This window comes from Glutamicibacter soli, assembly GCF_052322135.1.
GTDB lineage: Bacteria > Actinomycetota > Actinomycetes > Actinomycetales > Micrococcaceae > Glutamicibacter > Glutamicibacter soli.
Window position 1 is genome coordinate 1,126,723 of the sequence record NZ_CM125969.1, and the last position, 25,687, is coordinate 1,152,409.

At 65.1% G+C, this 25,687-nt stretch carries 20 protein-coding genes and 1 pseudogene; 13 read left to right on the forward strand and 8 right to left on the reverse strand.

Features of this window, described 5'->3' with window-relative positions:
- Positions 1 to 89 precede the first annotated feature (89 nt).
- Entirely contained in the window at positions 90 to 359 is a 270-nt protein-coding gene (gene rpsO / locus ACTX90_RS05375) for a 30S ribosomal protein S15 (protein ID WP_047121089.1), read from the forward strand.
- A gap of 74 nt (positions 360 to 433) precedes the next feature.
- Here rpsO and ACTX90_RS05380 read toward each other — a convergent pair whose 3' ends face one another.
- A complete protein-coding gene (locus ACTX90_RS05380; protein WP_047121090.1) occupies positions 434 to 1,177 on the reverse strand; it encodes a type 1 glutamine amidotransferase domain-containing protein in 744 nt (247 codons plus the stop codon).
- 500 nt (positions 1,178 to 1,677) lie between these two features.
- Between ACTX90_RS05380 and ACTX90_RS05385 the strand changes: the two are divergent.
- Positions 1,678 to 2,187, forward strand: a pseudogene (locus ACTX90_RS05385) (DUF2127 domain-containing protein).
- A gap of 117 nt (positions 2,188 to 2,304) precedes the next feature.
- Complete coding sequence (locus ACTX90_RS05390) at positions 2,305 to 3,402, forward strand: pyridoxal-phosphate-dependent aminotransferase family protein (protein WP_047121092.1); 1,098 nt, start codon at positions 2,305 to 2,307, stop codon at positions 3,400 to 3,402.
- A gap of 109 nt (positions 3,403 to 3,511) precedes the next feature.
- Here ACTX90_RS05390 and ACTX90_RS05395 read toward each other — a convergent pair whose 3' ends face one another.
- Positions 3,512 to 4,531 (reverse strand): S66 family peptidase, encoded by a 1,020-nt coding sequence (locus ACTX90_RS05395; protein ID WP_047121093.1) that lies wholly within the window; start codon positions 4,529 to 4,531, stop codon positions 3,512 to 3,514.
- Between the two features lie 289 nt (positions 4,532 to 4,820).
- On the opposite strand from ACTX90_RS05395, the gene ACTX90_RS05400 reads away from it, so the two are divergent.
- A complete protein-coding gene (locus ACTX90_RS05400) occupies positions 4,821 to 5,270 on the forward strand; it encodes a DUF4282 domain-containing protein (protein WP_052772610.1) in 450 nt (149 codons plus the stop codon).
- A gap of 209 nt (positions 5,271 to 5,479) precedes the next feature.
- On the opposite strand, the gene ACTX90_RS05405 is transcribed toward ACTX90_RS05400, so the two are convergent.
- The 4 genes from ACTX90_RS05405 to ACTX90_RS05420 all read right to left on the reverse strand — a co-directional run bounded on the left by ACTX90_RS05405 (position 5,480) and on the right by ACTX90_RS05420 (position 10,762).
- Complete coding sequence (locus tag ACTX90_RS05405) at positions 5,480 to 5,899, reverse strand: DUF6069 family protein (RefSeq protein WP_047121095.1); 420 nt, start codon at positions 5,897 to 5,899, stop codon at positions 5,480 to 5,482.
- A 230-nt stretch (positions 5,900 to 6,129) separates the two neighbouring features.
- Positions 6,130 to 7,158, reverse strand: coding sequence for an NAD-dependent epimerase/dehydratase family protein (locus ACTX90_RS05410; RefSeq protein WP_161449675.1), 1,029 nt, complete (start codon positions 7,156 to 7,158; stop codon positions 6,130 to 6,132).
- On the reverse strand, positions 7,155 to 9,740 hold the full coding sequence (locus ACTX90_RS05415) for an alpha/beta fold hydrolase (protein WP_424572475.1): 2,586 nt from the start codon (positions 9,738 to 9,740) through the stop codon (positions 7,155 to 7,157). The genes ACTX90_RS05410 and ACTX90_RS05415 overlap by 4 nt, the downstream gene beginning before the upstream one ends.
- Positions 9,737 to 10,762, reverse strand: a complete 1,026-nt coding sequence (locus ACTX90_RS05420) for a 3-oxoacyl-ACP synthase III (RefSeq protein WP_443443404.1) — start codon at positions 10,760 to 10,762, stop codon at positions 9,737 to 9,739. Before ACTX90_RS05420 ends, ACTX90_RS05415 begins: the two co-directional genes overlap by 4 nt.
- A gap of 356 nt (positions 10,763 to 11,118) precedes the next feature.
- On the opposite strand from ACTX90_RS05420, the gene ACTX90_RS05425 reads away from it, so the two are divergent.
- The 5 genes from ACTX90_RS05425 to ACTX90_RS05445 all read left to right on the forward strand — a co-directional run bounded on the left by ACTX90_RS05425 (position 11,119) and on the right by ACTX90_RS05445 (position 18,572).
- Entirely contained in the window at positions 11,119 to 12,495 is a 1,377-nt protein-coding gene (locus ACTX90_RS05425; RefSeq protein WP_443443405.1) for a plasmid pRiA4b ORF-3 family protein, read from the forward strand.
- 124 nt (positions 12,496 to 12,619) lie between these two features.
- Positions 12,620 to 13,618, forward strand: coding sequence for an ADP-ribosylglycohydrolase family protein (locus tag ACTX90_RS05430; RefSeq protein ID WP_443443406.1), 999 nt, complete (start codon positions 12,620 to 12,622; stop codon positions 13,616 to 13,618).
- A gap of 218 nt (positions 13,619 to 13,836) precedes the next feature.
- On the forward strand, positions 13,837 to 15,123 hold the full coding sequence (locus tag ACTX90_RS05435) for an MFS transporter (RefSeq protein ID WP_443443407.1): 1,287 nt from the start codon (positions 13,837 to 13,839) through the stop codon (positions 15,121 to 15,123).
- A gap of 5 nt (positions 15,124 to 15,128) precedes the next feature.
- Positions 15,129 to 15,818 carry a FadR/GntR family transcriptional regulator gene (locus ACTX90_RS05440; RefSeq protein WP_443443408.1) on the forward strand — a complete coding sequence of 230 codons (690 nt, stop codon included), beginning with the start codon at positions 15,129 to 15,131 and terminating at the stop codon, positions 15,816 to 15,818.
- Between the two features lie 525 nt (positions 15,819 to 16,343).
- Positions 16,344 to 18,572, forward strand: a complete 2,229-nt coding sequence (locus ACTX90_RS05445; protein ID WP_113606635.1) for a polyribonucleotide nucleotidyltransferase — start codon at positions 16,344 to 16,346, stop codon at positions 18,570 to 18,572.
- A gap of 140 nt (positions 18,573 to 18,712) precedes the next feature.
- On the opposite strand, the gene ACTX90_RS05450 is transcribed toward ACTX90_RS05445, so the two are convergent.
- Positions 18,713 to 20,056 carry an MFS transporter gene (locus ACTX90_RS05450; protein WP_113606634.1) on the reverse strand — a complete coding sequence of 448 codons (1,344 nt, stop codon included), beginning with the start codon at positions 20,054 to 20,056 and terminating at the stop codon, positions 18,713 to 18,715.
- A 115-nt stretch (positions 20,057 to 20,171) separates the two neighbouring features.
- On the opposite strand from ACTX90_RS05450, the gene ACTX90_RS05455 reads away from it, so the two are divergent.
- Positions 20,172 to 20,636: an acyl-CoA thioesterase gene (locus ACTX90_RS05455; RefSeq protein WP_113606633.1), complete on the forward strand. Its 465-nt coding sequence runs from the start codon at positions 20,172 to 20,174 to the stop codon at positions 20,634 to 20,636.
- Between the two features lie 8 nt (positions 20,637 to 20,644).
- Here ACTX90_RS05455 and ACTX90_RS05460 read toward each other — a convergent pair whose 3' ends face one another.
- Positions 20,645 to 21,661 (reverse strand): AraC family transcriptional regulator, encoded by a 1,017-nt coding sequence (locus tag ACTX90_RS05460; protein WP_113606632.1) that lies wholly within the window; start codon positions 21,659 to 21,661, stop codon positions 20,645 to 20,647.
- Positions 21,662 to 21,803: 142 nt separating this feature from the next.
- Here ACTX90_RS05460 and ACTX90_RS05465 point away from each other — a divergent pair, with 142 nt between their 5' ends.
- From ACTX90_RS05465 to ACTX90_RS05475, 3 genes are read left to right on the forward strand one after another with little or no spacing between them, the layout of a single operon-like run.
- Positions 21,804 to 22,592: an SDR family oxidoreductase gene (locus ACTX90_RS05465; protein WP_113606631.1), complete on the forward strand. Its 789-nt coding sequence runs from the start codon at positions 21,804 to 21,806 to the stop codon at positions 22,590 to 22,592.
- Between the two features lie 54 nt (positions 22,593 to 22,646).
- The gene (locus ACTX90_RS05470; protein WP_113606630.1) at positions 22,647 to 23,882 is read left to right on the forward strand and encodes a styrene monooxygenase/indole monooxygenase family protein; all 1,236 of its coding nucleotides are present in this window, start codon (positions 22,647 to 22,649) and stop codon (positions 23,880 to 23,882) included.
- Positions 23,883 to 23,902: 20 nt separating this feature from the next.
- Positions 23,903 to 25,630 (forward strand): flavin reductase, encoded by a 1,728-nt coding sequence (locus tag ACTX90_RS05475; RefSeq protein WP_113606629.1) that lies wholly within the window; start codon positions 23,903 to 23,905, stop codon positions 25,628 to 25,630.
- The last annotated feature ends 57 nt before the right edge of the window (positions 25,631 to 25,687 follow it).

Sequence of the window (25,687 nt, forward strand, 5' to 3'; positions counted from 1 at the left end):
CTTCGCTGCAGTCCGCGGTTGCGAGATGCCACCGCGAGCGTCTGACGCTCGCATTTGAATGAAACGCGGTCCAACTCTAGGAGTTTGTTATGGCACTGGATGCCGCAATCAAGAACGAAATCATCAAGGCTTACGCCACCCACGAGGGTGACACCGGTTCGCCTGAGGTTCAGATCGCCGTTATGTCCCGTCGTATTTCGGACCTGACCGAGCACCTGAAGATGCACAAGCATGATCACCACACCCGCCGTGGCCTGATGGCTCTGGTTGGTCGTCGTCGTCGTATGCTCGGCTACCTCAAGAACACCGACATCGAGCGTTACCGTTCGCTGATCGAGCGTCTGGGCCTGCGCAAGTAGTCTCCGGCTGTTCAGCCGAAACCCCCGATTCCTGCCGGAATCGGGGGTTTTCGCATCTGCCGGTGAGGAAGCGGCTACTCAGCTGGCTGGGTGGCGGCTTCAGCGGCTTCTTCCGCTTCGGCTGCTGCAGCCTTCTCGTGGTGAATCACCTCGGCCAGCAGCTTTTCCATTTCTTTGGCTACGCCTCCGGCGGAAGCAGGATTCTGTCCTGTCACCAGCCGGTCGGAGACCTGGACGTTCTCCTCGAAGTCGTCCGCTGCCACGTGGGTGGCTCCCTGCTCCTCCAAGCGGTCCGCCAGCAGGAACGGGACGATCTTCTCCTTGCCCACCGTGATCTCCTCCGAATTCGTGAAGGCGGCGACATGCTTGCCCGTCAGCAGCTTCATGCCGTGGTCGAGTTCCACATCAAGCAACCCAGCCGGGCCGTGGCAGACCGCACCGACGATGCCGCCCTTGAGATAGATGCTTGAAATCAGCTTCTGCAGGCCTTCGTTGTTCGGGAAGTCCCACATGGTGCCGTGGCCGCCGACAAGATAGACCGCGTCGTACTGCTGCGGGTCTATGACTTCAACCCTGGCGGTGTTGTACAAACCGGCACGGGTTGTTTCATCCTGGGTAAATGCCACCTGAATCGGGTCCGAGGCATCCACGGCGTCCCGCGGTGGCTGACCTCCCTTGATGGATGCGAAATCCACAAAGTGCCCGGAGTCGCGGAAGACCTTCCACGGGTGGGCAGCTTCGGCGACGTTGTAGCCGGTCGGTTCTCCCGTATCACCGAGTTCTGAAACGCTGGTAAGGACCATGAGGATTTTCTTCAAGGTGTGCTCCTTTCGCTTTCGTATCCCCAGCCTTGTTGATGGTTCCCGGTGATTCAAGGAATTGGAGGGACTTGCCAGCTAGGTCATTGAGAGCTGATATCCGGCTTTGATGTCCAGGACGGACCTCTGGCGGCATTCGGTGCAGGTCTTTTGCGGTCGAGCCCGAGAATCTGATCAAGATTTTTTGATCAGGAATTCTGTTCGAAAACCACGCTCTGTGTCCAGTGCGGAGGGCCTGAGCAAGATTTCTGATCAATGATTCTGCTCGAAAACCATGTTTGTTCCGGTCGTGCTTGTTGTTTACCGGTCCAAGAATCTGATCAAAAAAATTGATCAGAAAAACAGTTCACCAAGCAACCATGCACGAAAGTTGTGTTGGGGAATGCTCCAGCGCTGAGCTTGCGATGATTCATCAAGCGCGCGGTGGGGCGGTGGGAATGTGACAGAATCCGAATCAGTGGCAGTTCGTCGAATGGTGTAGGTGACGGGAGGGCTTGGAAATGGCCGGAAAGCACCAGCACCGTGCACAGGTTCTTGACTGGATCTTTCGGGTAGGACTGCTCTTCAAAGGCATCGACGGTCTCCTGGAAATCGTCGGCGGCGGGCTCTTTCTCCTGTTCAATCCCGACCAGCTGGATACATTGGCCAGAATACTCACGCAGCATGAACTCTCTGAGGATCCCGGGGACCTGATTGCCAACTTCCTGCTCCATGCCAGCGGGTCGCTGACTGTATCGGGCTCATGGTTTCTCGCCGCCTATCTATTGCTTCACGGGATCGTCAAGGTGGTATTGGTCTAGGCAGTGTTGCTAGACAAACTCTGGGCCTATCCGTGGATGATTGCTTTCCTGCTGATTTTCATTGGTTACCAGAGCTACGAACTGATTGTCGGTTTCAGCGTTGGTCTGCTGGCACTGACGCTCTTCGACGTGTTCATTGTTTGGCTCACGAGACGCGAATATCGAATTCAGCGCCGCCACAGGCAGAATCACGGAAATATCGACGTTTAGCGGATTCTTTGAACTGTGGAATTATTGTCATACGGAAGTTAACTTTCGTTTTGACTGGTGACCGGCGTTAGGCTTGAGGCACGTTCGAGCTTCACCGTGTCAAGAAAGCGAGTCGTCATGACCCAGCCAGTTCTTCAGCGTCAACTTTTCGGCCCTGGTCCCAGCAACCCGTACCCGGAGGCCACCGCGGCCCTTGGCCTGCCGTTGCTCGGACACCTTGACCCGGCATTCATTGCCCGCATGGACCGGGTCTGCGAATCGCTGCGCACCCTGTGGGGTACGTCCAACGCCCGAACCCTGCCGCTGAGCGCCACCGGGTCCGCAGGCATGGAAGCCGCCTTCGTGAACACCATCAACCCGGGTGATGTGGCAGTGATCGCCATCAACGGCCTGTTTGGCGAGCGTATGTGCGAGGTGGCTTCGCGCGTGGGTGCCGAGGTTGTCCGGGTAGACCACGAGTATGGAACTCCGATCGATGCGCAGCGAGTGGCCGAGGCCCACCCGAATCCGACGGTGATCGCCGGAGTCCACGCCGAGACGAGCACCGGAGTGCTGTCCGACATCGCCGCGTTGGGTGCCATCAAGGGCGACGCTCTGTTGATCACTGACGCGGTGACGTCCATCGGCGGCATGCCCGTGCTCGCCGACGAATGGGGCATCGACGTTGGTTATGCCGGCACCCAGAAGTGCATCGGCGTGGCACCCGGACTGGCGCCGTTCACCATTTCGGACCGCGCCTTCGAGCGCCGGGTGCAGAAGCCGCAGTCCTGGTACCTGGACTTGGGACTGCTGGGCGGATACACCACCGGTTCCACCGGCGGAGGCCGAACTTACCACCACACGGCGCCAGTGGCCATGGTGGCTTCGCTGGAAGCAGGCCTTGATCGCATCCTCAGCGAGGGTCTTGACTCGGTGACTGCGCGCCACCAGGCTGCCGGTACGGCTCTGCAGGACGGCCTGCAGGAGATGGGCCTGGAGCTGTTCGCGGCGGAGGGCTACCGCCTGCCGCAGCTGACCACGGTGAAGGTTCCCGAGAATGTGGATTCTGCCAAGGTCCGGGGCTACCTGCTGGAGCGGTTCAATATCGAGATCGGCGGCGGCGTGGGACAGTACGCAAATACGGTGTGGCGCATCGGGCTGATGGGCCCCAATGCCAATCCTTCATCGGTGGCGCTGCTGCTGTCGACCTTGAAGGAAGCCATCGACAAGGCATAGCTGCAACACCGCGTTGGTGCTGCAATCCACGGCACACAAGGTTGACGGGCTGGCGCCCGCCGAAGGAATTCGGCGGGCGCCAGCCCGTTGCTGCCTTTCCGGCCGGAAATCAGTCGGCGAGCCCGTCGGGATGGTGGGCAAAGTCCAGCCGGACGCTGCCGTTGTCGGTATCGAGCGTGGCCCAGCCGCCGATGGGCAGGGTGAACATCGGGCTGGTGTGCCCGAAGTCCAGATTGGCGACTACCGGCACGGAGGACAGCCGCGGATGCTTGGCGAGTACCTGTTCCAGCAGCGACCGAGTGATCTTGGATTCGAGCTGAAACCTGCCGATGGCAAGGCCCCGGATCTTTTCAGCCCCTGGCATCTGCAGCAACGAGGCGAGGCTGCGCGCGAATTCATCGGCGTCTGCGGCGCCGTCGTCCTCGAGGAATAGCAGCGAGCCAGCCAACTCGGGCATCATGTCGCCGCCCTGCAGCAGCCTCAGCGTGCCGAGGTTGCCTCCGATTACCCGGCCTGTTGTCTGCCCGGGATTAATAATCCATGGGCCGTCGGTGCCATGTATGATGCGGTGTTCCTGGTCCATGAACCACAGGTCGTCGGTAAACTCCGTGCCGTGCTCGATGGACCAGGACATTTCGTGGGTTGCCTGCCGGAACCACTGGCCGGTTGGCTCGAAATGGTCACGCATCCCGAAGGAGGACCAGTGAGCTCCGACGTAGGTGATCAAGCCGGTTCTGGCGTAGATGGCGTTGGCAAGTACGGTGAAGTCCGAATAGCCGCAAAAGACCTTGGGATTTGCGGCAATGAGGTCCCAGTCCAGGTAGGGCAGCAACTCGTTGGCGTTGAACCCGCCGATGACGCTGATGATCCCGTCGACTTCCGGATCCGCGAACGCGGCGTGCAGGTCGGCCAGACGGGAAGCGATGGGGGAGCTGTCGAAATCGTCCAGCTCATCGACGTGCTCACCATACTGCAGCCGGAGCCCCATGGCGGTGAAGCGCTCGTTGATCCACTGCGTATTGTCGTGGTGCATCACATAGGCTCGGGAGCAGGACGGAGCGATGGCTCGCACCGTGCAACCCGAGGCCAGACGCCGGGGAATCATCGGGGGCTTGGGAATATCGCTCATGGTCTCATCCTAGGCATGCGACTCCCTATTGGAAGTCGAGAACAAAAAACGCTGGAGCGATTTCGTTGAATAGCCTGCAATGGCGGCTGCCCCTAGGTACATAGAAATTTCCCGTCAACAGCCTGTACTTGGGGCATTGGATATTTCACGAGCAGGGTCCCTTTTGGAATTTCACTCTGATATTTGATTCAACAGATGGAAAATTCTTCTGAATCCTCTTATCAACAGAATATTTGTTGGGTAGTCTCGGCGGTAGCATCCTTACTGCATTGAGAAAGCAGGTCCATTCGTGAAAGCGCTATTCGATTTAGACTTCCGCAAATTCGTCACTCCGTCGATCATCAAGATCGTTTACATCCTGATCATGCTCTTGCTGATCGTGAGCTATCTTGCCTTCGTGATAGCCAGCTTCCGCGCCAATGGCGCATTCGGCTTCGTCGTCTTGATTCTGATTGGCCCGCTGTTCTGCCTGATTTATCTGGTACTTGCGCGCGCCGGTCTGGAATCACTGCTTGCGCAGATCCGCACGGCGGAAAACACCGCAGAGCTCGTGCGGTTGGCCGGCGGGACTCCACCGAGCGATCAAGGTTCATTCCAGATTAATCCGATTCCTCCAACAGGTCCTTCGGCACCGCGAGCCTCGGGGACTCCTGGCCCGGGCGCCACCGGCAACCAGCCACCTGCTGGCCCCAATTCGGGCAACGGCCCCGAGACGCCTCCGAACCCTTACAAGCAGTAAGTTCATGACCCAGCTCTAGACGCGCCGCCAACTCTCGCGCCGGTCAGCCCTTGTGGCGGCCGAATGTAGCCTTCGTTGAATGCTGTGAAACATGCTGTGCGCCGCCTGTTGGATGGCAGATGCCTCCTCCAGCCCAATGCCAGCGACCTGGAAGGTACAAAGAAAAACCGCGCCACCCTTCGGGGTGGCGCGGCCTTGTCACTGCGGTGCTACTGGGCGGACTTGCGCCCCACGGCAACGTACCAGGCGACGGCGCTGACGACATGCATCAGGCCGAGCCAGGTGCCCGCGGCAAAGCTGTCGGTCACCACGTAGGAGCTGGCGATGGAGCCCAGCGCGAGAATGACGCCGATCCAGCGGGCTGCCGGAAGGATGGACGGCTTGAGCCAGCCCAGGTAGAGGGCTACGGTGCCCATCAGCAGGATCGGCACGAAGCTAGCCACGCTCACCAGGGTGTAGGTGATTTCGTCGAACGGCGCCCCGGTCACGTCGAAAGATGCCCCGGCGGACATTCCGGTGAAGTACAGCGCGGAATTCACGGTTGTCGCGCCCACAGCAAGAATCAGCAGTTCGACCATGCTGACCCTGTACTTGGGTCGTGCTTCGGCCCGGGCGATGACGGCACTCATGTTTTCTTTTCTCCTGGTTGGCGGGATTCTCCACACCACCATACGTGTCGCCCGAAGGGAAAGCCCGGTATTCAGCGGAAGTGAGAGCGACACCACCAACGCCGTGACTTAAACGTAAAAAGCCTAGTGAAAGCGCCTAAACGCTTTACCGTTGGGTAATATTCCCTTTGTCGAAACCAGGTAGTTTCAAAAAATGGCCCTGTCCCCGAAAAGGGGACAGAGCCGGAGAATCAGTGGATCGCCAGCGGCGCTTTTCCTCCATAGTGGGCTGCAAGCTTTGCCAGTCCTTGGTCGATCGTGACCTCAGGCCGCCAGTCCAGTACCCGGTGGGTTTCGCGCTGGTCGAACCAGTGCGCGGTGGACAGCTGCTCGGCCAGGAATCGAGTCATGGGCGGTTCGTCATGGACCAGGTTGCGGGTGCCGGCGGCAAGCCAGGCGCGTTCGATGACCGCCCCGGCGCCGCGGGCCAGCCAGCCCGGCACGCTGAATCTGGGGGCGGGCGCCCCGCCGGCCTGGCAGATCCCGGCGATCAACTCGCCGACCGGGCGCGGTTCGCCGTTGGTGACGACCAGCGGGAGTCCCTGAGCCTGCTGCATGCGCTCCAGCCCCCGGACGATGGCGGCCACCGCGTTGTCGATGTAGGTGGTGTCGATCAGCGCCGCGCCGTGGTCCAACAGCGGCAATCGTCCGCTGGCGGAGCGTTCGATGACGCGCTCCACCAGTTGGGTGTCGCCCGGGCCCCACACCACGTGTGGGCGGATTGCGGCGACTCGGAACCGGTCGCTGTTGCGGGACAGGGCTTCGAGCTCCGCCGCGGCCTTGGACCGGGCATAGTTGCCACGGGCCCTGGACGGGTCGGCAGGACCCGCCTCGGCTCCGGCCAGCGGCTCGCCGAAGTGCGCGACCGAAGGCGAGGAGACGAATACGAAGTCCTTGACCCCGGCCGCCTCGGCGGCGTCCAGCAGGTGCCTGGTCCCGTCGATGTTCGTGGCGACGAACTCCTCCCAACGCCCGGTGAAGGACACCTTGGCGGCCAGATGGATGACGGCGTCCATGGAGTCGACCGCGCGGGCGATCTGCGCCGTTTCGGTCAGCGAACCGAGTACCTCGTCGGTGGCGCCTTGGGATGCGCGGCGCTGGAAGGTGCGTACCTGGTGGCCCTTCTCGCGCAGCCGCTGCGCGACAGCACCGCCGAGCATGCCGCTGGCACCGGTGACCAGCACCCTGCGCGCGGTTATCGGCTGGTTGCGTGGAGTCATGGCTTGCGGATCCTTCCTCCTGCCAGCGTGGCGGAGGCCCAGCCGGCCAGGTGCGCCCGGTCGATCTTCGAGTTGTGGCGGATGTCCGTGGGCAGCTCGGGGACCACCAGCACGGCCGAGACCTCGACGCCGGCGGCCGCGACGGCCTGGCGGACCTGCTGCGACAGCCCGGGGGAGGCAGGGGCCGGCTTGCGGGCCGGCGGCACGGTTTCCATCACGATCACCGCGCTCTGCGTCCCGGACGGGCCGACCGGAACCAGCGCGGTGCGTCCGGCACCGGGCACCGATTGCGCCAGGTTCTCGGCTTCCACCGGGGTGAGCGGGCCGCTGGCGGTGCGCAGCACATGGCCCAGGCGGCCTTCGACCCACAGTCGTCCCTGGGCGTCGAGGTGCCCCACGTCGCCGGTGCGGTGCCATCCGGGGATGGAGGTGCTCAGCTGCTCGGTGATCCACAACCGGTCGTAGCGGTCCTTCACATGTGGGGCGCGGACCAGGATCTCGCCGGTCAGCCCGGGCTCGGTGGACGGCTCGGCAGCGGGCTCGCCCGCGGCGTCCAGCACCGCGATGGCCACGCTGGCCCCGGCGACCGGGGTGCCCACGCAGACGCCGTTGCCGGAACCTGCCGCGCGGATGCCGGCCAGGTCGATGTCCGTGACCGGCAGGGCCTCAGTCATGCCGTAGGGGGTGTGCACCGAGGCCTGCGGGGCCAGCTGCTGGACCTCGGCCAGCAGCGGCTCCGGGATCGGCGCCCCGGCCGACAGCAGCAGGGACACCTGCTCCAGCGCCCGGCGCTGCGCGGTGGTCAGCTCATCCCGGGTAGCCAGCACGTTGGCCAAGGCTGCCGGGGAAGCGAAGACCACGGTGGCGTCGATCGCGGCGGCCGCGTCGGCCAGCGCGGCGGCGGTGAGCGTCTTCGGTGCGGTCACGTCCATGTCCGGGGTCACCGAGGTGGCGCCCAGGGCGGGTCCCAGCAGTGCGAACGGCGCAAAGCCTGCCACCAGCGCGGAGCCGGGCTTCAGCTGGTAGGTGGCGGACAGGGTGTCGCGCATGGCGGCCAGCTGGCGATGGGTGTACACCACGCCCTTGGCCGGGCCGGTGGAGCCGGAGGTGAATAGCACCGCTGCATCCGCGTCAGGGTCCGCCGGGGCGAAGTCCCCGGCCTGCGGGGCGCCCGCGGCGCCGGCCTCCAGCAGCTGCGGTACCGAGTGCCCGACGCCCAGGACCTTGGCCAGGGCCGGCGGCAGCTGCGTGGCGGAAATGCGCGTGCCCGGCCAATTCAGCGCCTTGGCGCCGATGAGCGCGCGCTGGATGCCGATCAGGAACTGCGGCCCGGCGCCCTTGATGGCCCGGCCCAGTCCCCTGGTGCCCAGGCCCGCGTCGGCCACCACGATCACCGCGCCCAGGCGCAGGCAGGCGTAGATCAGCGTGGTCAGCTCGATGCCCGGCGGGACCAGCAGGTTGACCCGGGAGCCGGGGCGCACGCCGATCCGCTCCAGGCCCTTGGCCAGGGCGTTCACGCGCTGGCCGAGCTGCGCCCAGGACAGCGTGCGAGGCGGGCTGATGTCCACCACCGCGGGGCTGTGATCCGCGGTGCGCTCGTCGAGCTGCGCGAGCATCGGACGGTAGTCCTGCAGGCTGCCCGCGCGCACGGTCTCGCCGGCGCCGGCGGACTGGAGCCAGTCGAAGATCGGGGTGGCGATGTCGCGGTCCTCGGCCACCAGGTGCCCGGCGCCCTCGAAGCGGTGCACCTTGGCCTGCGGCAGGCGGTCCATCAAGTCGCGCAGGTAGCGGTCGGAGAAGACCGGGTCCTTCGGTCCCCACAGCATCAGGGCCGGCACGGTGAGTTCGCGGATGGCCTCGGAGATGGAATCCAGGGCCGGGCGGCTGGGATGGCCGGGTGCGAAGGGGATGTCTGCGACGAAGTTGCCCACCCCGGTGCGCTGCGCGGCGCTGGTGTAGGGGGACATGTAGGCCTTCCTGACCTCGGGGGCCAGCGCGGGGGTGGCCAGCGAGTGGGTGACCCGCAGGAACGCATCGGTGCTGGTGGTGCCCCAGCCGTGCACCGCCGGGTGGGAGGCCAGCTGCAGCGCGGCGGGCAGCTCGAAGCCGGCCGGGTGCACCGCGGTATTGGTCAGCACCACATTCGCCAGCTGCCCGCGGTGGGCCACGGCCCAGCCCAGGGAGATGATCCCGCCCCAGTCATGGCCCACGGTGGTGACCGGGCCGGACAGCTGCAGCGCAGCGGTCAGGTCGCCCAGGTCGTTGACCCGGTCGGCCAGGCGGCGGAAGACTCCGGTGCGCTCGGAGAAGCCCATGTCCAGCTGGTCCACCGCGACGATGCGCCAGGGCAGGGCGCGCCGTGAGACGTGGGCGAACAAGGATCGCCACAGGTAGGACCAGGTGGGGTTGCCGTGCACGCACAGCAGGGTGCCGACCGGGGTGATGCCGCGGGATTCGAGTTCAGTCTGGTTGTCCAGCAGGTGCCAGCGGTGGCTGGTGCCCGGGACGTCGACCAGGGAGGTGGACGGAACTGTCAGGTGGCGGGAGTGCTGCTGGGCGACGCCGGGGAATGGGCCGGTCACCAGGCCAGCTCCATCATCGCGGTGTTCAGTCCCGAGCCCACCCCCATGCACAGCACCCGGTCCCCGGGCTTGAGCGACTTCGCCTCCTGCCACAGGGTCATCGGCAGCGAGGCAGGGCCCACGTTGCCCCACTTGGGGAAGGTCACCGGGACCTTGTCCTTGACCAGGCCCACGGCCTTGATGATGGCGTTGGTGTACGACTTGGAGACCTGGTGCGTGACGTAGCGGTCCATGGACTTCCAGTTCCAGCCGGCGGCGTGCGCCTCGTCCCAGGCGTCGACCACCAGTTCCAGCCCGTTGTCCAGCAGGCCCTTGCTGTCGGTGTACATGCCGGCCGGCCCGCCCACGCACAACTCGTGGTGCGCGGTGCCGGCACGGGAGACCCCGCCCAGGATCTTCGGCTTGCCCGGGTGCGCATCGGCAGGGCCGATGACCGCGGCCGCCGCGCCGGAGCCCAGGGTGAGGGTGGCGAACTGGCGCAGGTAGTCCTCGCGGGTGGAGTTCGGGTCGTTCAGCCGCTGGAAGGTGACCTCCTGGGTGGGCTGGGCGTCCTCGCCGGCGACGATCAACGCGTAGCTGATCTGCCCGGAATCGATCATGTTCGCGGCCAGGGTCATGCCGTTGACGAAGCCCAGGCAGGCGTTGGCGATGTCGAAGTTCATCGCGGAGGAGGGCAGGCCCAGGCCGTGGTGGATCTTGGACGCCACCGAGGGCTCCAGATTGCGGCGGGTCACCGAGGTGTTGATCAGCAACCCGATCTGCCCCGGCTCGATGCCGGAGGCCTCCAGCGCCTGCTTGCCGGCCGAGATCGCGGCGTCGTCGAAGGTGGTTCCCGCGGACCACCAGCGGCGTTCGGCGACGCCGGAAACACGTTCGAGTAGTTTCTTGGACAGGCGCAGCCGCTTCAGACTCGGGGCCAGCCGCTCGTCGAATTCGGCCGAGCTGAGCACCTGATCGGCCAGCACGCTGTTCACCGAGAGGAGGGCTACATTGTTGTGTCTGAAGGTTGCATTGCCGTTCAAAATTAAGCCTTTACAGGGGGACAGGCGTGCCAAACGGGGCCACGGCGCCGGGTGCTCGGTGGGCCCGTCGGGGAGCCAACGAGCGGGTTTCCTCCTCTAACGGTATTCCCTCGGGAGCGGTTCACCCTATTTCCTGCGCAATTTCAGCCAATAGCCCGAAAAAACCCCTGCGTAGCTGTGCAGGTCCTGATAATCCGCCATGAGTATGGGTGGTGATCCGGGCTTCCCGGAGGCCTCGGGGATTCCATGCTCGGCCTGGAACCGGTTTCGGGACCCGCCCCGGAGTGGGATCCGAGCGGCTGGCGGCGGGCCCCGATAAACTCGTGGCCGTGCAACCCGTGATACCACTGCGTCGAATGCTCACACTGCGCATCGTGCTGGAAGGCTCCGAACCGGCCATCTGGCGCACCCTGGAAATCGATGACGGCATCATGCTCGACGAGGCAGGGCTGGCGCTGCAATGCGCGATGGGATGGGAGCACGCGCACCTGCAGGCCTTCCACAGCGACCCACCGTATGAGCGCCGGGGTGCCGCGGACCCCATCACCTGGTACGAAGAGCGCAGCCGGTGGGAGATCGGGATCGGCGAACCGCAGGAGATCACGACGCTGGGCCAGGCGCTGAACGCAGCGGACGGCGAACTGTACTTCGAATACGACTTCGGCGATTGCTGGATGCACAAGATCACCGTCGAGTCACAGCGGGCCAAGGCCCGGGACGAGGCTCCCTACCGCGTCATGGACGGGCAGCTGCGCGCCCCGCTGGAGGACAGCGGCGGGATCCACGGCTGGCAGGAGAAGCTCTCGATCTTCCGCGGCGCCCCGGCCCCGGATTTCCTCGATGCCCAGCACATCGTGGACTGGATGCACTGGCGCGGGGGACGCTGGAATCCGCTGGATCCCGCCGAATTCCGCAGGGAGGTGGCCAACCTGCGCCTGGACATGCTTGCCGCGCAATTCACCGGCGGCAACGGCTTGGGCCGCTGGTTCGAAACGATGGAACCGGAGCTGCGCAGGGCGCTGTCCGTGCCTGCCGCGCAGATCGGCTTGAGCTTGGACCCGGCAGGCGGCGCCGCACCGCCGTGGTTCGTGGAGCTGCTCCGCCCCTTCGCGGTGCTGATCGAGCTGTGCAGCGAGCCGGTGAAGCTCACCGCCGCCGGCTGGCTGCCGCCGAAGGTCGTCGGCGAGCTGCTGGACCGCGCGCAGCTGGCGGGCATCGACTACGAACGCGGGGCCACCCAGCGCGAGAACAACATGCCTGCGGTGATCCGGCTGCGCGAAGCGGCCCAGCAGATGGGACTGCTGCGCAAGACCAAGGGGGTGCTCGCCGCGACCCAGCGCGGCCGCAAGCTCATGGACGATCCGGCGGCGCTGGCCTGCCATGTGGCCCAACGGCTGGCCCGGCCCAAGGGAGAAGGTCCGAAGGGCCGGGACATCGAGAGCGATTCGACGTTCGCCGGGTGGATGATCCGCGCCGGCGGCTTCATCCCGGACCGGATGCAGAAGTACTCGCGGCACCCCGAGCTGTTCATGGACAAGTCCGAGCTGCTGGAGATGTTCGGCTACTGGGATCCGAACCAGCGTGGACCGGTCAACGACCAGTCCCGCCTGCCCGCCCTGCAGTTCTGGTACCTCATCGAACGCCTGCTGGAATTCCGGATGCGCGCGGCGGGGATGGAAGCGCACGTCCCGCAACGGCTGGCCGAGCTGTCGCGCTACCTGCTCCAGGAATAGCCGGCCGGATGTTCCCCGCAAGGCAGGACCGAGTGGCCGACCAGAGGGACCGAACTGTCGCAGCCGTTCGATAGATTGGCAACAGGCCCAAGGGCCGGGGAATGCCTGACGACAAGGGGAATGCATGAAGAATGAAACCGACCGCGACAACCGTGTACGCGGGGTGCTGCTGGGGCTGGCCGCGGGCGACGCACTGGGCGCCGGCTACGAATTCAAACCGGCCATGGAAGCCGGCGAACCGGTCGGTATGATCGGCGGCGGCCTGGGGGACTTCGCACCCGGCGAATGGACCGATGACACCTCCATGGCGATTGTCATGGCGCAGGCGCTGGCGGCCTCCGGCGGGACGGCGTCGGAGGAAGCCTGCACGCAGATGGTGCGGGGATGGGCCGACTGGGCCAAGAGCGCACCGGATGTCGGTGTGCAGACCAGCGCGGTGTTGCGGGCGGCGGAATCCCTCGCGCGGCGCGGCGGGCGGGAGCTGCCGGTGGCCGCGGATGCCATCCAGGCTGCGGAGGACGCGCACCAGCGGACGGGCCGCTCGGGCGGCAACGGGAGCCTGATGCGCACCGCACCGGTCGCTCTGGCGTACCTGCACCGTCCGGTTGAGGAAGCCTTCGCGGCCGCCGCAAAGCTCAGCGCCCTGACGCACTTCGACCCGGAGGCCGCAGAGGCCTGCGGGCTGTGGACTGCGGCCATCCGCCATGCGGTGCTCACCGGGCAGCTGGATCTGCGCTGCGGGCTGCACCTGCTGGAACCGGCCCGCGTAGGACTCTGGGAACAGCGCATCAGTGCCGCGGAAGCCGGGGCGCCGAAGGACTTCAGCAACAACGGGTGGGTGGTTGAAGCCTTCCAGGGTGCGTGGAGCGCCATCAGCGCCGCCACCGGCCACGGCACCGGGCAGGCTCCGCTGGACCGGCGGGTGCTGGTTGAAGCGCTGGAAGCCGCGGTGCGCGGCGGGGTGGATACCGACACCGTGGCGGCCATCGCCGGATCGCTGGTCGGGGCCGCCTGCGGCGCCCGCGCGATTCCGGGGGAGTGGCTGGGCATGCTGCACGGCTGGCCGGGGCTCAAAGCTGTGGACCTTGGCGATGCGGCGCTGGAACTGGCTGCAGGCCATTGACCCATAGCCACGCAGCGGCTGAGCAGATACTCCGTCCGGCCCTCCGCGGCTGGGTCCCTCTCGGATTGAAGTGGCGGTGCTGGTATCCATGGCACGTCGGCGGTGCCCGGATGCCCGCCAGCGGGTGAGGTTGCCAGTCGAGCAGCGAGGGGCTCTGCGCGGCGCCGCAGCTGGCGGCAGCTTGACCGGCAAAACGTCAGACGTCTAACGTTTGAACAATGACCGAACAGGTAGATTCCCTCCCAGCTCCATCTCCCGCAGCAGCGGATCCGGCCCCGCCGGCCGCTCACAGCGGATACCGCAGGGCCACCATGGCGCTGGCCCTGGCAGCTGTCGTTCTCCTGGGTTTGAATCTCCGCGTCGCCGTGGCCAGCGCTGCGGCGCTGTTTCCTGCCTTGCAGGAACTGCTGGGCTACGGTCCCGTGGTGGCGGCGCTCCTGCCGACGATTCCGGTTCTGTGTTTCGCCTTTGCCGGGTTGGCGACAACCCGGCTGATGCGGTGGTTAGGGCTGGAACGGTCCATGATGCTGGCGCTGGTGATGCTTACCGCGGGGCTGTCGATCCGCTTGGCGCCCACCACGTCCATGCTGTTGCTGGGAACTATCGTGGCGATGTCGGGGCTGGCTGTGTGCAATGTGGCCATGCCGTCGTTTGTCCGCAAGTATTTCCCGCAGCGCACGGCGGGCATCACCAGCCTGTATTCCATCACCATGTCCGCGGGAGCTGCCCTGGCATCCGGAATCAGCGTTCCCATCGCCCTGCAGCTGGATTCGCCGTTGGCGGCGTTGGGCGTCTGGGCCATTCCCACGCTGGCGACCCTGGTTGTGGTGGCTCCGCTGGCGATCGGCGCGCGCCGTGAAAAGCCGGCGGTTGGCGCTGCGGGCCAGGTGTCGCCCTGGCCGCTGTTGGCGACCCGCCGCGGCCTGCTGATCACCGGGCTCTTCACGCTGCAGGCCCTGCTGGTGTACAGCATCGTGGGCTGGCTGCCCTCGATCCTGGTTGACCGGGGCATGGATCCCACGGCCGCCGGCATGCTGCTCGGCGGGCTTCAGCTGGTCACCATTCCCGCCACGGTGCTGGTCATGGCCCTGGCCGCCCGGGGACTGCTCCGGGCTGCCTTCATGATTGCCAGCTGCGCCGCGTTGGCGGGTTTCGTGTCCCTTGAGCTGCTGCCGGTTCAGCTGGCCCTGCTCCCGACCGTGTTCCTCGGAATTGGCTTCACCATGTTCCCGCTGGTGATGCTCTCCATCAGCCGCAGCGGTGAGAGCGTCGAGGAGTCCTCGGCCATGTCGAGCCTTGCCCAATCGGTGGGTTACATTGTGGCAGCCATCGGGCCGTTCTCGCTGGGGCTGCTCTCCTCGCAGCTGGGCAGCTGGAGCGTGCCGCTGTGGCTCCTCGTGGCAGCGGCGGTGCTGCAGGTGCTCCTGGCCCTGTGGCTCAGTGCGGGGACGCGCACGCGCCGTGCCGGCCGGCTTCAGCAAGTCGACGCGGGCGCAGGAAAGTAGGCGGGATGTCATCGACGCAGCACTTTTCGCGCCGCGGCCCGCTGTCGCATGAAGTCACCGACTGGCTGCGCGAACGCATCGTGTCCGGCCAATGGAAGCGCGACGAACGTATCCCCTCTGAATTCGAGCTCATGGAGCAGCTGCAGGTGTCCCGTGGCACCCTGCGCGAGGCCATCAAGGCCCTGAGCCATGCGGGCATGCTGGAAGTCCTGCGCGGCGACGGCACCTACGTCCGGGCGGCGAATGAATTCGACGGCGCCGCCCAACAGGTGTACCGGGAGCACAAGGACACCGACGTGCTTCAGCTGCGCTTCGCATTGGACACCCAAGCCGCACGGCTCGCGGCGCTCCGTGCGGATGCCGGTGAGATGGCCAAACTGCGCGAACTGCTCGACGACCGACGCCGCGCCTGGCATGCAGGGGACATCCAGGCATGGATCGACGCGGACTGGAAGTTCCACCTGGTGGTAGCCGAAGCTTCCGGAAACCGGCTGCTGCACGAGGTCTACACGAGTTTCAACGACATCTTCCACGGAACCAAAATGCACCAGCGGCTGCTCGACGGCTTCGACGGATGCCTGGCGGCCGGGCATGAGGAGCTGCTCGGGGCCATCGAGGCACGCGACGAGAAGACGGCCGCCGCCAGCGTTCTGACCAATCTGGAGTACTGCATGAGCTGGGCGCAACGCGACTGAGCACTCCGCCGCACCCCGGGTTCCGCGCCGGCCTGCCCGGGAGGATCAAAATGCCGTGAAAATCGTCGGTCGGTGCTCATCGGCTGCGGCGTTGGTACGCACCAGTGGTTCGGGGACGACGTGGGCGAAGCATGCTCGTTCTCCAGGACGAGTTGCCTGGCCCTCGTGGGGCTGGACAGCGCCATGAAAATCAAGACCCCGGACTTGCTTCGTTCCACCGCAGCCGGTTTTCGGGCAGGCCGTCCCCTCGGGGCGCGCCACGTGATACCTGGCCCACTGCAGCTCTGGCGGTTTCCCGGTAGGCTTAGACATGGGTCGGTGCATCGTGCGCCGCGCCCCGAAAGAAAACAACTCCCAGGACTGACCGACCGTTGGTCCCGACCGCCAGTTTCGCGGTCCTCGGTAGTGATCTTCGCGGAAACCCCCTGGGGTTCACGCGCGGGTCTCGATCGAAGACCAGATCTGGGTAGGGCCACACGGTTCGCTCACCGTCGCATGGGAGCGATCGAAAGGAGCACCCCCTTAATGGAGGGTCCAGAAATCCAGTTCGCCGAGGCCGTTATCGACAACGGCCGCTTCGGCTCCCGCACCATCCGCTTCGAGACCGGCCGCCTTGCCAAGCAGGCCGCCGGCTCCGCGATGGTCTACATCGACGAAGAGACCGCGCTGCTCTCGGCAACCACTGCCGGCAAGCACCCGCGCGAGGGCTTCGACTTCTTCCCGCTGACCGTGGACGTCGAGGAGCGCATGTACGCTGCCGGCCGCATCCCGGGCAGCTTCTTCCGCCGCGAAGGCCGTCCGTCGACCGAGGCCATCCTGGCTTGCCGCCTGATGGACCGCCCGCTGCGCCCTGCCTTCGTCAAGGGCCTGCGCAACGAGGTCCAGGTGGTTGTCACCGTTCTGGCCATCGATCCGGACGAGCTGTACGACGTGGTGGCCATCAACGCCTCCTCGATGTCCACCCAGCTCTCCGGCCTGCCATTCTCCGGCCCGATCGGCGGCGTGCGCGTGGCCCTGGTGGACGACGGCAACGGAGCCCAGTGGGTTGCCTTCCCGCGCCATTCCGAGCTGAAGAACTCGGTCTTCAACATGGTTGTCGCCGGCCGCATCGCCGGTGACGACGTCGCCATCATGATGGTGGAAGCCGAGGCTACCGACAACGCTTGGGAACTGATCAAGGAACGCGGCGCCGTGGCTCCGACCGAAGAGGTCGTCGCCGAGGGCCTTGAGGCTGCCAAGCCGTTCATCAAGGTATTGTGCGAGGCCCAGGCCGACCTGGCTTCCCGCGCCGCCAAGGAAACCGTCGAGTTCCCTGTCTTCCGCGACTACGAAGAAGATGCCTACGCAGCAGTCGAGGCCGCCGCTTCGACCCGCCTGGCGGAGATCTACACCATCGCCGACAAGCAGGACCGCGACAACACCGCCAGCGAGTACAAGGACGAGATCCTTGCCGAACTGGCAGGCGAAGGCAAGGCCTTCGAAGGCCGCGAGGGCGAAATCTCCAAGGCCTTCGGCGCTGTCACCAAGCACATCGTGCGCCAGCGAATCCTGACCGAGCAGGTCCGCATCGACGGCCGCGGCCTGGCTGACATCCGCCAGCTGTCCGCCGAGGTCGAGGTCCTGCCTCGCGTGCACGGTTCGGCCATCTTCGAGCGCGGCGAAACCCAGATCATGGGCGTCACCACCTTGAACATGCTGAAGATGGAGCAGCAGATCGACTCGCTGTCCCCAGTGAAGTCCAAGCGCTACATGCACAACTACAACTTCCCGCCATACTCGACCGGTGAGACCGGCCGCGTGGGTTCGCCTAAGCGCCGCGAAATCGGCCACGGCGCACTGGCAGAGCGCGCACTGGTTCCAGTGCTGCCAAGCCGCGAGGAATTCCCGTACGCCATCCGCCAGGTCTCCGAGGCGCTGGGCTCCAACGGCTCGACCTCCATGGGCTCTGTCTGCGCCTCGACCCTGTCGCTGTTGAACGCCGGCGTGCCGCTGAAGGCAGCCGTTGCCGGCATCGCCATGGGCCTGGTTTCGGACACCGTTGACGGCGAAACCCGTTACGCTGCCCTGACCGACATCCTGGGCGCCGAAGACGCCATGGGCGACATGGACTTCAAGGTTGCAGGTACTTCCGAGTTCGTGACCGCGATCCAGCTGGACACCAAGCTGGACGGCATCCCTGCCTCGGTGCTGGCCGCCGCGCTGACCCAGGCCCGCGAAGCACGCCTGCACATCCTGAACGTGCTGAACCAGGCCATCGACGCTCCGGACGAGCTGAACGTCAACGCTCCGCGCATCATCTCGGTGAAGATCCCGGTTGACAAGATCGGCGAGGTCATCGGCCCTAAGGGCAAGATGATCAACCAGATCCAGGAAGACACCGGCGCGGACATCTCGATCGAGGACGACGGCACCGTGCTGATTGGCGCAACCAACGGCGAATCCGCCGAGGCTGCCCGTTCGGCCATCAACGCCATCGCCAACCCCCAGGTTCCTGAGGTCGGCGAGCGTTACCTGGGCACCGTCGTGAAGCTGACCACCTTCGGTGCGTTCGTTTCGCTGACCCCGGGCAAGGACGGCCTGCTGCACATCTCCGAGCTGCGCAAGATCAACGACGGCAAGCGCGTGGAGGACGTCGAAGACGTCGTCGGCGTTGGCCAGAAGATCCAGGTCGAGATCACCAAGATCGACGACCGCGGAAAGCTGTCGCTGGCACCTGTTGTCGAAGGCGAAGACGAGGCCGCAGCCGTCGAGTAATCTCGCTGGCTAGTCTCCGAAAGGCCCCGTTCCACCCAAGGGTGGGACGGGGCCTTTCCCGTCCCCGGAGGGCAGCAAACGCGACGGTGCCCCGCCGGACAAAGCCGGCGGGGCACCGTTGCAGGGTAGCCGCACTGGAGCTAGTCTGCGACGAGCTCCTCGTCCGTACGGGCCACGCGAGGCTGGGCCTCGGTGATGCGCGGCGGGATCAGTGCGACGGCACCAGCCGCAATCACGCCGACGACGGCGAAGAAGATGAAGTTGAACTCGAAGCTGACCCCGGTGGCGGCGATCCAGCCGCCGATGATCGGCCCGGAGATCGCGCCGATGCGGGCGAAGGACAGCGCCCAACCGGTTGCGGTGCCGCGCTGCGCCGCAGGGTAGTAGTCGGCGATGTAGCCGGTCAGCACCAGCGACGTGGAGATCGACCCGATCCCGGCGAATGCCACGAGGCACAGGTTCACGAACATGGAATTCGGGAACATCAGCAGCAGGATGCCGCCGGCGCCGAGCAGGTAGAACACCACCAGGATGATCTTCTGGCCGTACTTGTCGGCGAGGTAGCCGAGGATCAGTCCGCCAACTGCGGAAGCCAGCGAGAAGACCAGCAGGAAGGTCAACGACGAGCCCAGGTCGTAGCCGGCCTTGCGCATGATCTGCGGGAGCCAGGTGTTCAGGCCGTAGACCAGGACCATGCCGCAGAACAGCGAGATCCAGAAGAACACGGTTGAACGCAGGTACTTGCCGGAGAACATCGCACCCATGACTTCGCGCCAAGGCACCTTCTTGCCCGGGGCCTTGGGAGCCTGCGGCTGGTAGTCGCGGACGTTGAGTTTTGCTGCCAAGGATTTCGCTTCGGCAATCCGCCCCTTGGACACCAGGTATTCGAGGGATTCGGGCAGCATCCAGGCGATGACCGGCAGGATAAGCACTGGTAGGGAACCGACGGCGATGACCCAGCGCCAGCCGAGCACCGGCAGCAGCGCCATGGCGACAAGGGCTGCGGCCACGATGCCCAGCGAATAGCCCGAGTACATGATGCCGTAGTTCAGCGAGCGCTTCTTCGGCGCCGAGTATTCAATGGTCAGGGCCGCGGCGACCGGGATGATGCCGCCCATGCCCAGGCCGCCCAGCAGGCGGAAGAGCCCGAAAAGCTCCGGGGTGGGGGCCAGTGCCGCGCCGGCTTGGGTGATGGTGAAGATGACCATCGAGGCGAGCAACATCTTCTTGCGTCCGATGATGTCGCTGAGCGTTCCGATGAACAGTGCGCCGATGAGCATGCCGACCAGCGCGTACGCGCCCAACCCGCCGAGCTCCAGGGGAGTCAGCGACCATTCCTTGTATTCCGCGAGCGCAGGAAGCACTGCTCCGAGCACACCCACGTCGTAGCCTTCGGCCAGGATGGCCAGCCAGCAGGCGAACAGCACCAGCCCCGTGGTGCGTTTGGGAATGTTCCATTCCTCGACATTGTTGACTGTCGCCATGTTGCTCCTCGTTGACATGCAGTGCGAAATTGTCTGATTCACATATTATGGCGTTAATGTGACGGGCGTTACAATAGTTCGAGAGATTAAGTTTTTCGGGACCAGGGAGTGCGAAATGGGCGATACGGGACAGGCACAGCGAATTGAAGATGTGGTCGCAGACTGCCTCGCGGGAGCGGTGGCCGGAACTGCGAGCGAGCGCATCATCGAGTGGGTGGACACCGATGCGGCCGGCCATCAGCACAACTCGGTCATCATGAGATTCGTCGAAGCCGCGGAATCGAAACTGTTCCGCGAACTTGAGCTTCCGGAATACTTTCCCATCGCGCCACGCGTGCGCCAGGAAGTCGACTACAAGGCCAAGCTCTTTTTCGGGCAGCATGTTACTACCGTGCTGCGCATCGATCGGCTGGGGGAGAAATCCCTGAGCTTTTCGTTCAAGGTTTTCGGCCATGAGCACGAAGGGCGGCCAATCGTTGAAGCCGCTTCGGGCAAGTTCGTCACCGCATGCGTCCCGCTGGGTGCGTTGTCTTCGGCTCCCTGGCCAGACAACGTCCGCCATGCAATTCTGGGCGGCTAGGGGACGCGCTAGCTTCCTTGTCCTCGCAGGGACGCAGAAGGGGAAACACCGAATTGGTGCTTGTAGCTCTGCGCGAAGCGCCCCAAGTGGGCGAACCCGCAGTCCTGGGCAATCTGCGAAACATTCGCCGACTGCGGGTCGGCCGCAATCAATAGATCACGCGCCCGTTCCAGCCGCGCCTTGCGCAGCTGGGCGGACGGCGTCGAATTCAGCTCCCGCGCCACGGCTACCTGCAAGGTCCTCGCCGCGACGCCCAGCGCCTCCGCCATATCCGAAACCGTGAGATCCTCCGCGGAATGGGCCCGGAGCAGGGTGAGGAATTCATTGACCAATCGCGAGGAATAACCATTGGCAGTCGGGGCATTCCATTGCTCCATGCTTTGCGCGAGATTCGAGCGATTGGCCATAAGCCAGCGAGCCAGGACCAGCTCGTGCTGCAGCCTTCGTGCGTAATCGCTGTGCCTGCCGTTTTTCTCATTGAGCATGTCATGCAGTTCAAAGATTGAACGCATGAATGCCTGTCCCTCGGCACTGGACAGATCCATGGACGGTGCCAGTCGCAGCGTGCCGTCGATCTGCGCCCCGTAGAGGCTCTGCGCCGCGGATTCGAGCGCCGCGCGCGGCGCGGTCAGAATCACCTGCGGGGTATTTTTCTCCCAATTCATGGAGAACTCGGCATCAATCGGCGGCACCGAGGCGATCTGCGGCGTGGAATCCACCTGCTGGCGACCGATTTGGAGGTCAGCGCGCCCCGAGAGCGGAATCTGCACCATGTAGAAAGTCTTCAGAGCCTCGGGGCTGATTTTCACGGACGCGCCGTAATCCAGCAGGTGCAGGCCGACGCCGGCGCCAGTTGAACGCAGATTCATCTTCAGTGTGCCCTGGGAAGCGCCCTTCTGCAGCTTGTGCGGGCAGAAGAGCGTGCCAATTTTCTCCCGCGCCTCGTGCAGGTCCGCGGTGGCAAGGGTCGGCAGCTGATCCAGAACGCGGGTTGAAGCTGGGCTCGCAAGAGGCTGGCTGAGCATGACGTGCGCTCCTTCGGGTGTCCATGCGTCCTTTGGATATCTGCTGCGTGCAGCGGATAGTACGCACCCCTGAAGCGGAGTAAGTTCTATCCAGAACACCAATTATGACATGCATCACAGCATGGGAAAGCCGAGGGGTGCAATGGAAGAACTGCAGGATCGCGTCGTTCTGGTGACCGGAGGGGCCACCAAGGTAGGCGTGGGAATCGTCCAGTGCTTGGCACGCTCCGGAGCGCACGTCATCGTCGTGGACATCGACGCCGAGGGCGGAGCGCAGCTGACCGAGCAGATTCCGCAGGTCGAATTCCACACCCTGGACATCACCGACGACGGCGCCATCGGCTCGCTGATTGACTCCGTGTCGCAGCGCTTCGGCAAGCTCGACGGACTAGTCAACCTGGCCTGCAGCTACCTGGACGAAGGCGCCGACTCGCCGCGCGCCGACTGGCTGACGGCATTGAACATCAACGTGGTCTCCGCCGTGGTGCTGGCCAACGCGGCACGGCCGCTGCTGGCGGCTTCCGGGCATGGAGCCATCGTCAACTTCACCTCGATCTCCAGCTCCGTGGCGCAGACCGGCCGCTGGCTGTACCCGGCCAGCAAGGCGGCGCTGGTGCAGATCACCCGCTCCATGGCGGCCGACCTCGCCGCCGACGGCATCCGGGTAAACTCGGTCAGCCCGGGCTGGACCTGGTCCAAGATCATGGACACGCTCAGCGGCGGCAACCTGGAAAAGACCGACTCCGTGGCCGCGCCGTTCCACATCCTGGGTCGGGTTGGACGCCCCGAGGAAGTCGGCGAGGTCGTCGCCTTCCTGCTCTCGGACAAGGCATCCTTCGTCACCGGCGCCGACTGGGCCGCCGACGGGGGCTACTCCGCGCTGGGTCCGGAACGCAACGAACCTGCCATCCCGCTGCTGGCCGCCGAGTAGCACCACACCACCACGACGCTTCATCCACCAAAAACCACGAAGGATCTCCTGATCATGGATTCACGACACATCACCATCGTCGGCGCCGGACAGTCCGGCCTGCAGCTGGGTATCGGCCTGCTGGATGCCGGCTACCAGGTCACCCTGATTTCCAACCGCACCCCGGAGCAGATCCGCGACGGTTCCATCGCCTCCAGCCAGTGCATGTTCGACCAGGCGCTGGGACATGAACGCGCCCTGGGCCTGGACCTCTGGCCGGATGCACCGGTTGTGGAAGGCATTTCCTTCACCATTGCCCCCACCGAAGCACCGGGTGTGAAGGCCATCAGCTGGGACCACCGGCTTGACGCCACGGCGCAGTCCATCGACCAGCGAGTCAAGTTCCCTGCCTTCATGGCCGAATTCGAGAAGCGCGGCGGCACCTTGGTCTTCGAGGACGCCGGCATCGCCGAACTGGAACGCTACGCGGAAAACAGCGACATGGTCCTGGTTGCCGCCGGCAAGGGCGAAATCGCCCAGCTGTTCACCCGCGACGACCAGCGCAGCCACTACGCTGCCCCGCAGCGCGCGCTGGCCTTGACCTACGTGAACGGCATGACCCCGCGCGAGGAATTCTCCGCCGTGAACTTCAACGTCATCCCGGGCGTCGGCGAATACTTCGTCTTCCCGGCGCTGACCACCACCGGCCCCTGCGAGATCATGGTCTTCGAAGGCCTGCCCGGCTCGGACATGGACTCCTGGAAGGGGCTGACCCCGGCAGAGCACCTGGAGAACTCGCTGCGCATCCTGCGCACCTACCTGCCATGGGAATACGAGCGCAGCGCCAACGTCGAACTCACCGATCCCAACGGCGTGCTGCAGGGTCGCTTCCCGCCAACCGTCCGCCACCCGCTGGCCACCCTGCCCTCGGGCAAGACAGTGGTGGGCATGGCCGATGTGGTGGTGCTCAACGACCCGATCACCGGCCAGGGCTCGAACAACGCCTCCAAGTGCGCCGCCAGCTACCTGGCCTCGATCATCGGCCACGGGGACGCCGCATACGACGACTCGTTCAAGACCTCGATGTTCGAAGAGTACTGGAAGTACGCGCAGCACGTGGCCCGCTGGACCAACACCATGCTGGCCCCGCCGGCCGAGCACGCACTGGGCCTGTTCGCCGCCGCGCAGCAGAACCCCGCCATCGCCCAGCGCTTCGCCAACGGCTTCGACTACCCGCCGGACTTCGGCTCGTGGTTCCTGGACGCCCAGGGCGCCGCAGACTACCAGGCCTCGTTCAACACCGTGGCCTAGATCCGCCAAGGAGCAACATCATGCGAAAAATTGCAATCGTCGGCGCCGGCGAATCCGGCGCCCAGCTGGCCCTGGAACTGCAGCGGCTGGAACACGAAGTCACCTTGTTCTCCGACCGCTCCGCGGCCGAAATCCGCAGCGGAACGATCACCTCCAGCCAGTGCGTCTTCTCCTCCGCGCTGCGGGTCCAGCTGCCGCTGGAAATCCCCGGCGCGGACAGCGAGAGCATCGGCATCACCGGGATGACCTTCAACATCAAGCCCGATGACGGCGAAGCCATCTCTTGGCACGGATCGCTGGAAAACCCTGCAATGTCCGTGGACCAGCGCGTGAAGTGCGCGCACTGGATCGAGCAGTTCATCACCCGCGGAGGCGACTTCCGCATCGAGAAGCTCAATGTGAAGCGCCTGGAGGAATTGGCGGCGATCTACGACCTGGTGGTCGTCTGCACCGGCAAGGGCGAACTCGGGCAGATCTTCTCCACCGACAAGTCGCGCAGCCCCTACGACCGTCCGCAGCGCGCCGTCGCGGTGACCTACGTGAAGCCGGCCCAGAACAGCGGGCCGGAGAACACGAACGAAATCCGCATGAACATGCTCCCTGGCGTCGGCGAATTCTTCACCTTCCCGGGTTTGAGCACCGAAGGCGCCTGCCAGATGATGGTCTTCGAGGGCATCCCGGGCGGGCCGATGGATTGCTGGGACACCGTCTCGGATGCCGACGGGCACTGGGGGACCTCCATGTCCATCCTGCGCGAGCACTTCCCGGCTGAATACGAGCTGTTCAAGGACAGCAAGCTCAACGATCCCGGCGCCTGCCTGCGCGGGCGCATCACCCCGGTGGTGCGCCATGCGGTGGGCAGCCTGCCCGGCGGGCGCTCCGTGCTGGGCCTGGGCGACGCCATCCTGCTCAACGACCCGGTGACCGGCCAGGGATCCAACAACGCGACCCTCGCGGCCGACCACTACGCCCGGGCGATCCACATCCACGGCGACGCGCCCTTCGACGAGGCATGGATGACGCGGACCTTCGACGAATACTGGCGCGGCTGGGGCCAGTTCTCCACGGTGTGGACCAACTCGATGCTGCGCAGCAAGGACGGATGGCAGCTGGAGGTGCTGGCCAAGGCCAGCGAGCACCAGGCGCTCGCCGACTCCTTCGCCAACGGCTTCGACGACCCCCGGACGCTGTTCCCCTGGTGGTTCGACCGCCAGGAAGCCTCGGGCTTCGTCGAGCGGATCGTCGCCGAGGAAGGCGCGGCCTTCGACCTGCGCGATTTCCGCACCACCCTGGGCCAGTTCGCCACCGGAGTGACAGTGGTGACCACCCGCACCCCGCAGGGCGCGAAGGTCGGCATGACCGCCAACTCCTTCACCTCGGTGTCGATGGATCCGCCGCTGGTGCTGTGGTGCCCGAGCAAATTCGCCCCGTCGCTGCCGGACTTCGAGGCGGCAACGCACTTCGCCATCAATGTGCTTGAATCCTCGCAGCACGTGCTCTCGCGCCAGTTCGCCACCCCCGCCGATGACAAGTTCGCCGGAGTGAGCATTTCCGAGGGCGTCGCCGGGCTGCCGCTGCTCGACGGTTCGGTGGCCACGTTCGAATGCCGGACAGTGGCTCGCCACGAAGCAGGGGATCACGTAATTTACGTGGGTGAGGTGGAGAAGTACTCCCGGGCCGACGGGGACCCGCTGGTCTTCCACGCCGGGGCCTACCACAGCACTGAGCTTCATCCGGATTTCAAGTAGACCAAAGCGCCTGCGCCTTTTCGGCGCAGGCGCTTGGGCAACCAGAATTGCAACAGT

Bases quoted from the DNA above. Each gene is read 5' to 3' on its own strand.
- ACTX90_RS05460 (WP_113606632.1), bottom strand. From the start codon at position 21,661: ATGCTCAGCCAGCCTCTTGCGAGCCCAGCTTCAACCCGCGTTCTGGAT.
- ACTX90_RS05475 (WP_113606629.1), top strand. From the start codon at position 23,903: ATGCGAAAAATTGCAATCGTCGGCGCCGGCGAATCCGGCGCCCAGCTG.
- ACTX90_RS05390 (WP_047121092.1), top strand. From the start codon at position 2,305: ATGACCCAGCCAGTTCTTCAGCGTCAACTTTTCGGCCCTGGTCCCAGC.
- ACTX90_RS05425 (WP_443443405.1), top strand. From the start codon at position 11,119: ATGCTCACACTGCGCATCGTGCTGGAAGGCTCCGAACCGGCCATCTGG.
- ACTX90_RS05410 (WP_161449675.1), bottom strand. From the start codon at position 7,158: ATGACTCCACGCAACCAGCCGATAACCGCGCGCAGGGTGCTGGTCACC.
- ACTX90_RS05430 (WP_443443406.1), top strand. From the start codon at position 12,620: ATGAAGAATGAAACCGACCGCGACAACCGTGTACGCGGGGTGCTGCTG.
- ACTX90_RS05440 (WP_443443408.1), top strand. From the start codon at position 15,129: ATGTCATCGACGCAGCACTTTTCGCGCCGCGGCCCGCTGTCGCATGAA.
- ACTX90_RS05435 (WP_443443407.1), top strand. From the start codon at position 13,837: ATGACCGAACAGGTAGATTCCCTCCCAGCTCCATCTCCCGCAGCAGCG.
- rpsO (WP_047121089.1), top strand. From the start codon at position 90: ATGGCACTGGATGCCGCAATCAAGAACGAAATCATCAAGGCTTACGCC.
- ACTX90_RS05405 (WP_047121095.1), bottom strand. From the start codon at position 5,899: ATGAGTGCCGTCATCGCCCGGGCCGAAGCACGACCCAAGTACAGGGTC.
- ACTX90_RS05470 (WP_113606630.1), top strand. From the start codon at position 22,647: ATGGATTCACGACACATCACCATCGTCGGCGCCGGACAGTCCGGCCTG.
- ACTX90_RS05455 (WP_113606633.1), top strand. From the start codon at position 20,172: ATGGGCGATACGGGACAGGCACAGCGAATTGAAGATGTGGTCGCAGAC.
- ACTX90_RS05450 (WP_113606634.1), bottom strand. From the start codon at position 20,056: ATGGCGACAGTCAACAATGTCGAGGAATGGAACATTCCCAAACGCACC.
- ACTX90_RS05445 (WP_113606635.1), top strand. From the start codon at position 16,344: ATGGAGGGTCCAGAAATCCAGTTCGCCGAGGCCGTTATCGACAACGGC.
- ACTX90_RS05395 (WP_047121093.1), bottom strand. From the start codon at position 4,531: ATGAGCGATATTCCCAAGCCCCCGATGATTCCCCGGCGTCTGGCCTCG.
- ACTX90_RS05465 (WP_113606631.1), top strand. From the start codon at position 21,804: ATGGAAGAACTGCAGGATCGCGTCGTTCTGGTGACCGGAGGGGCCACC.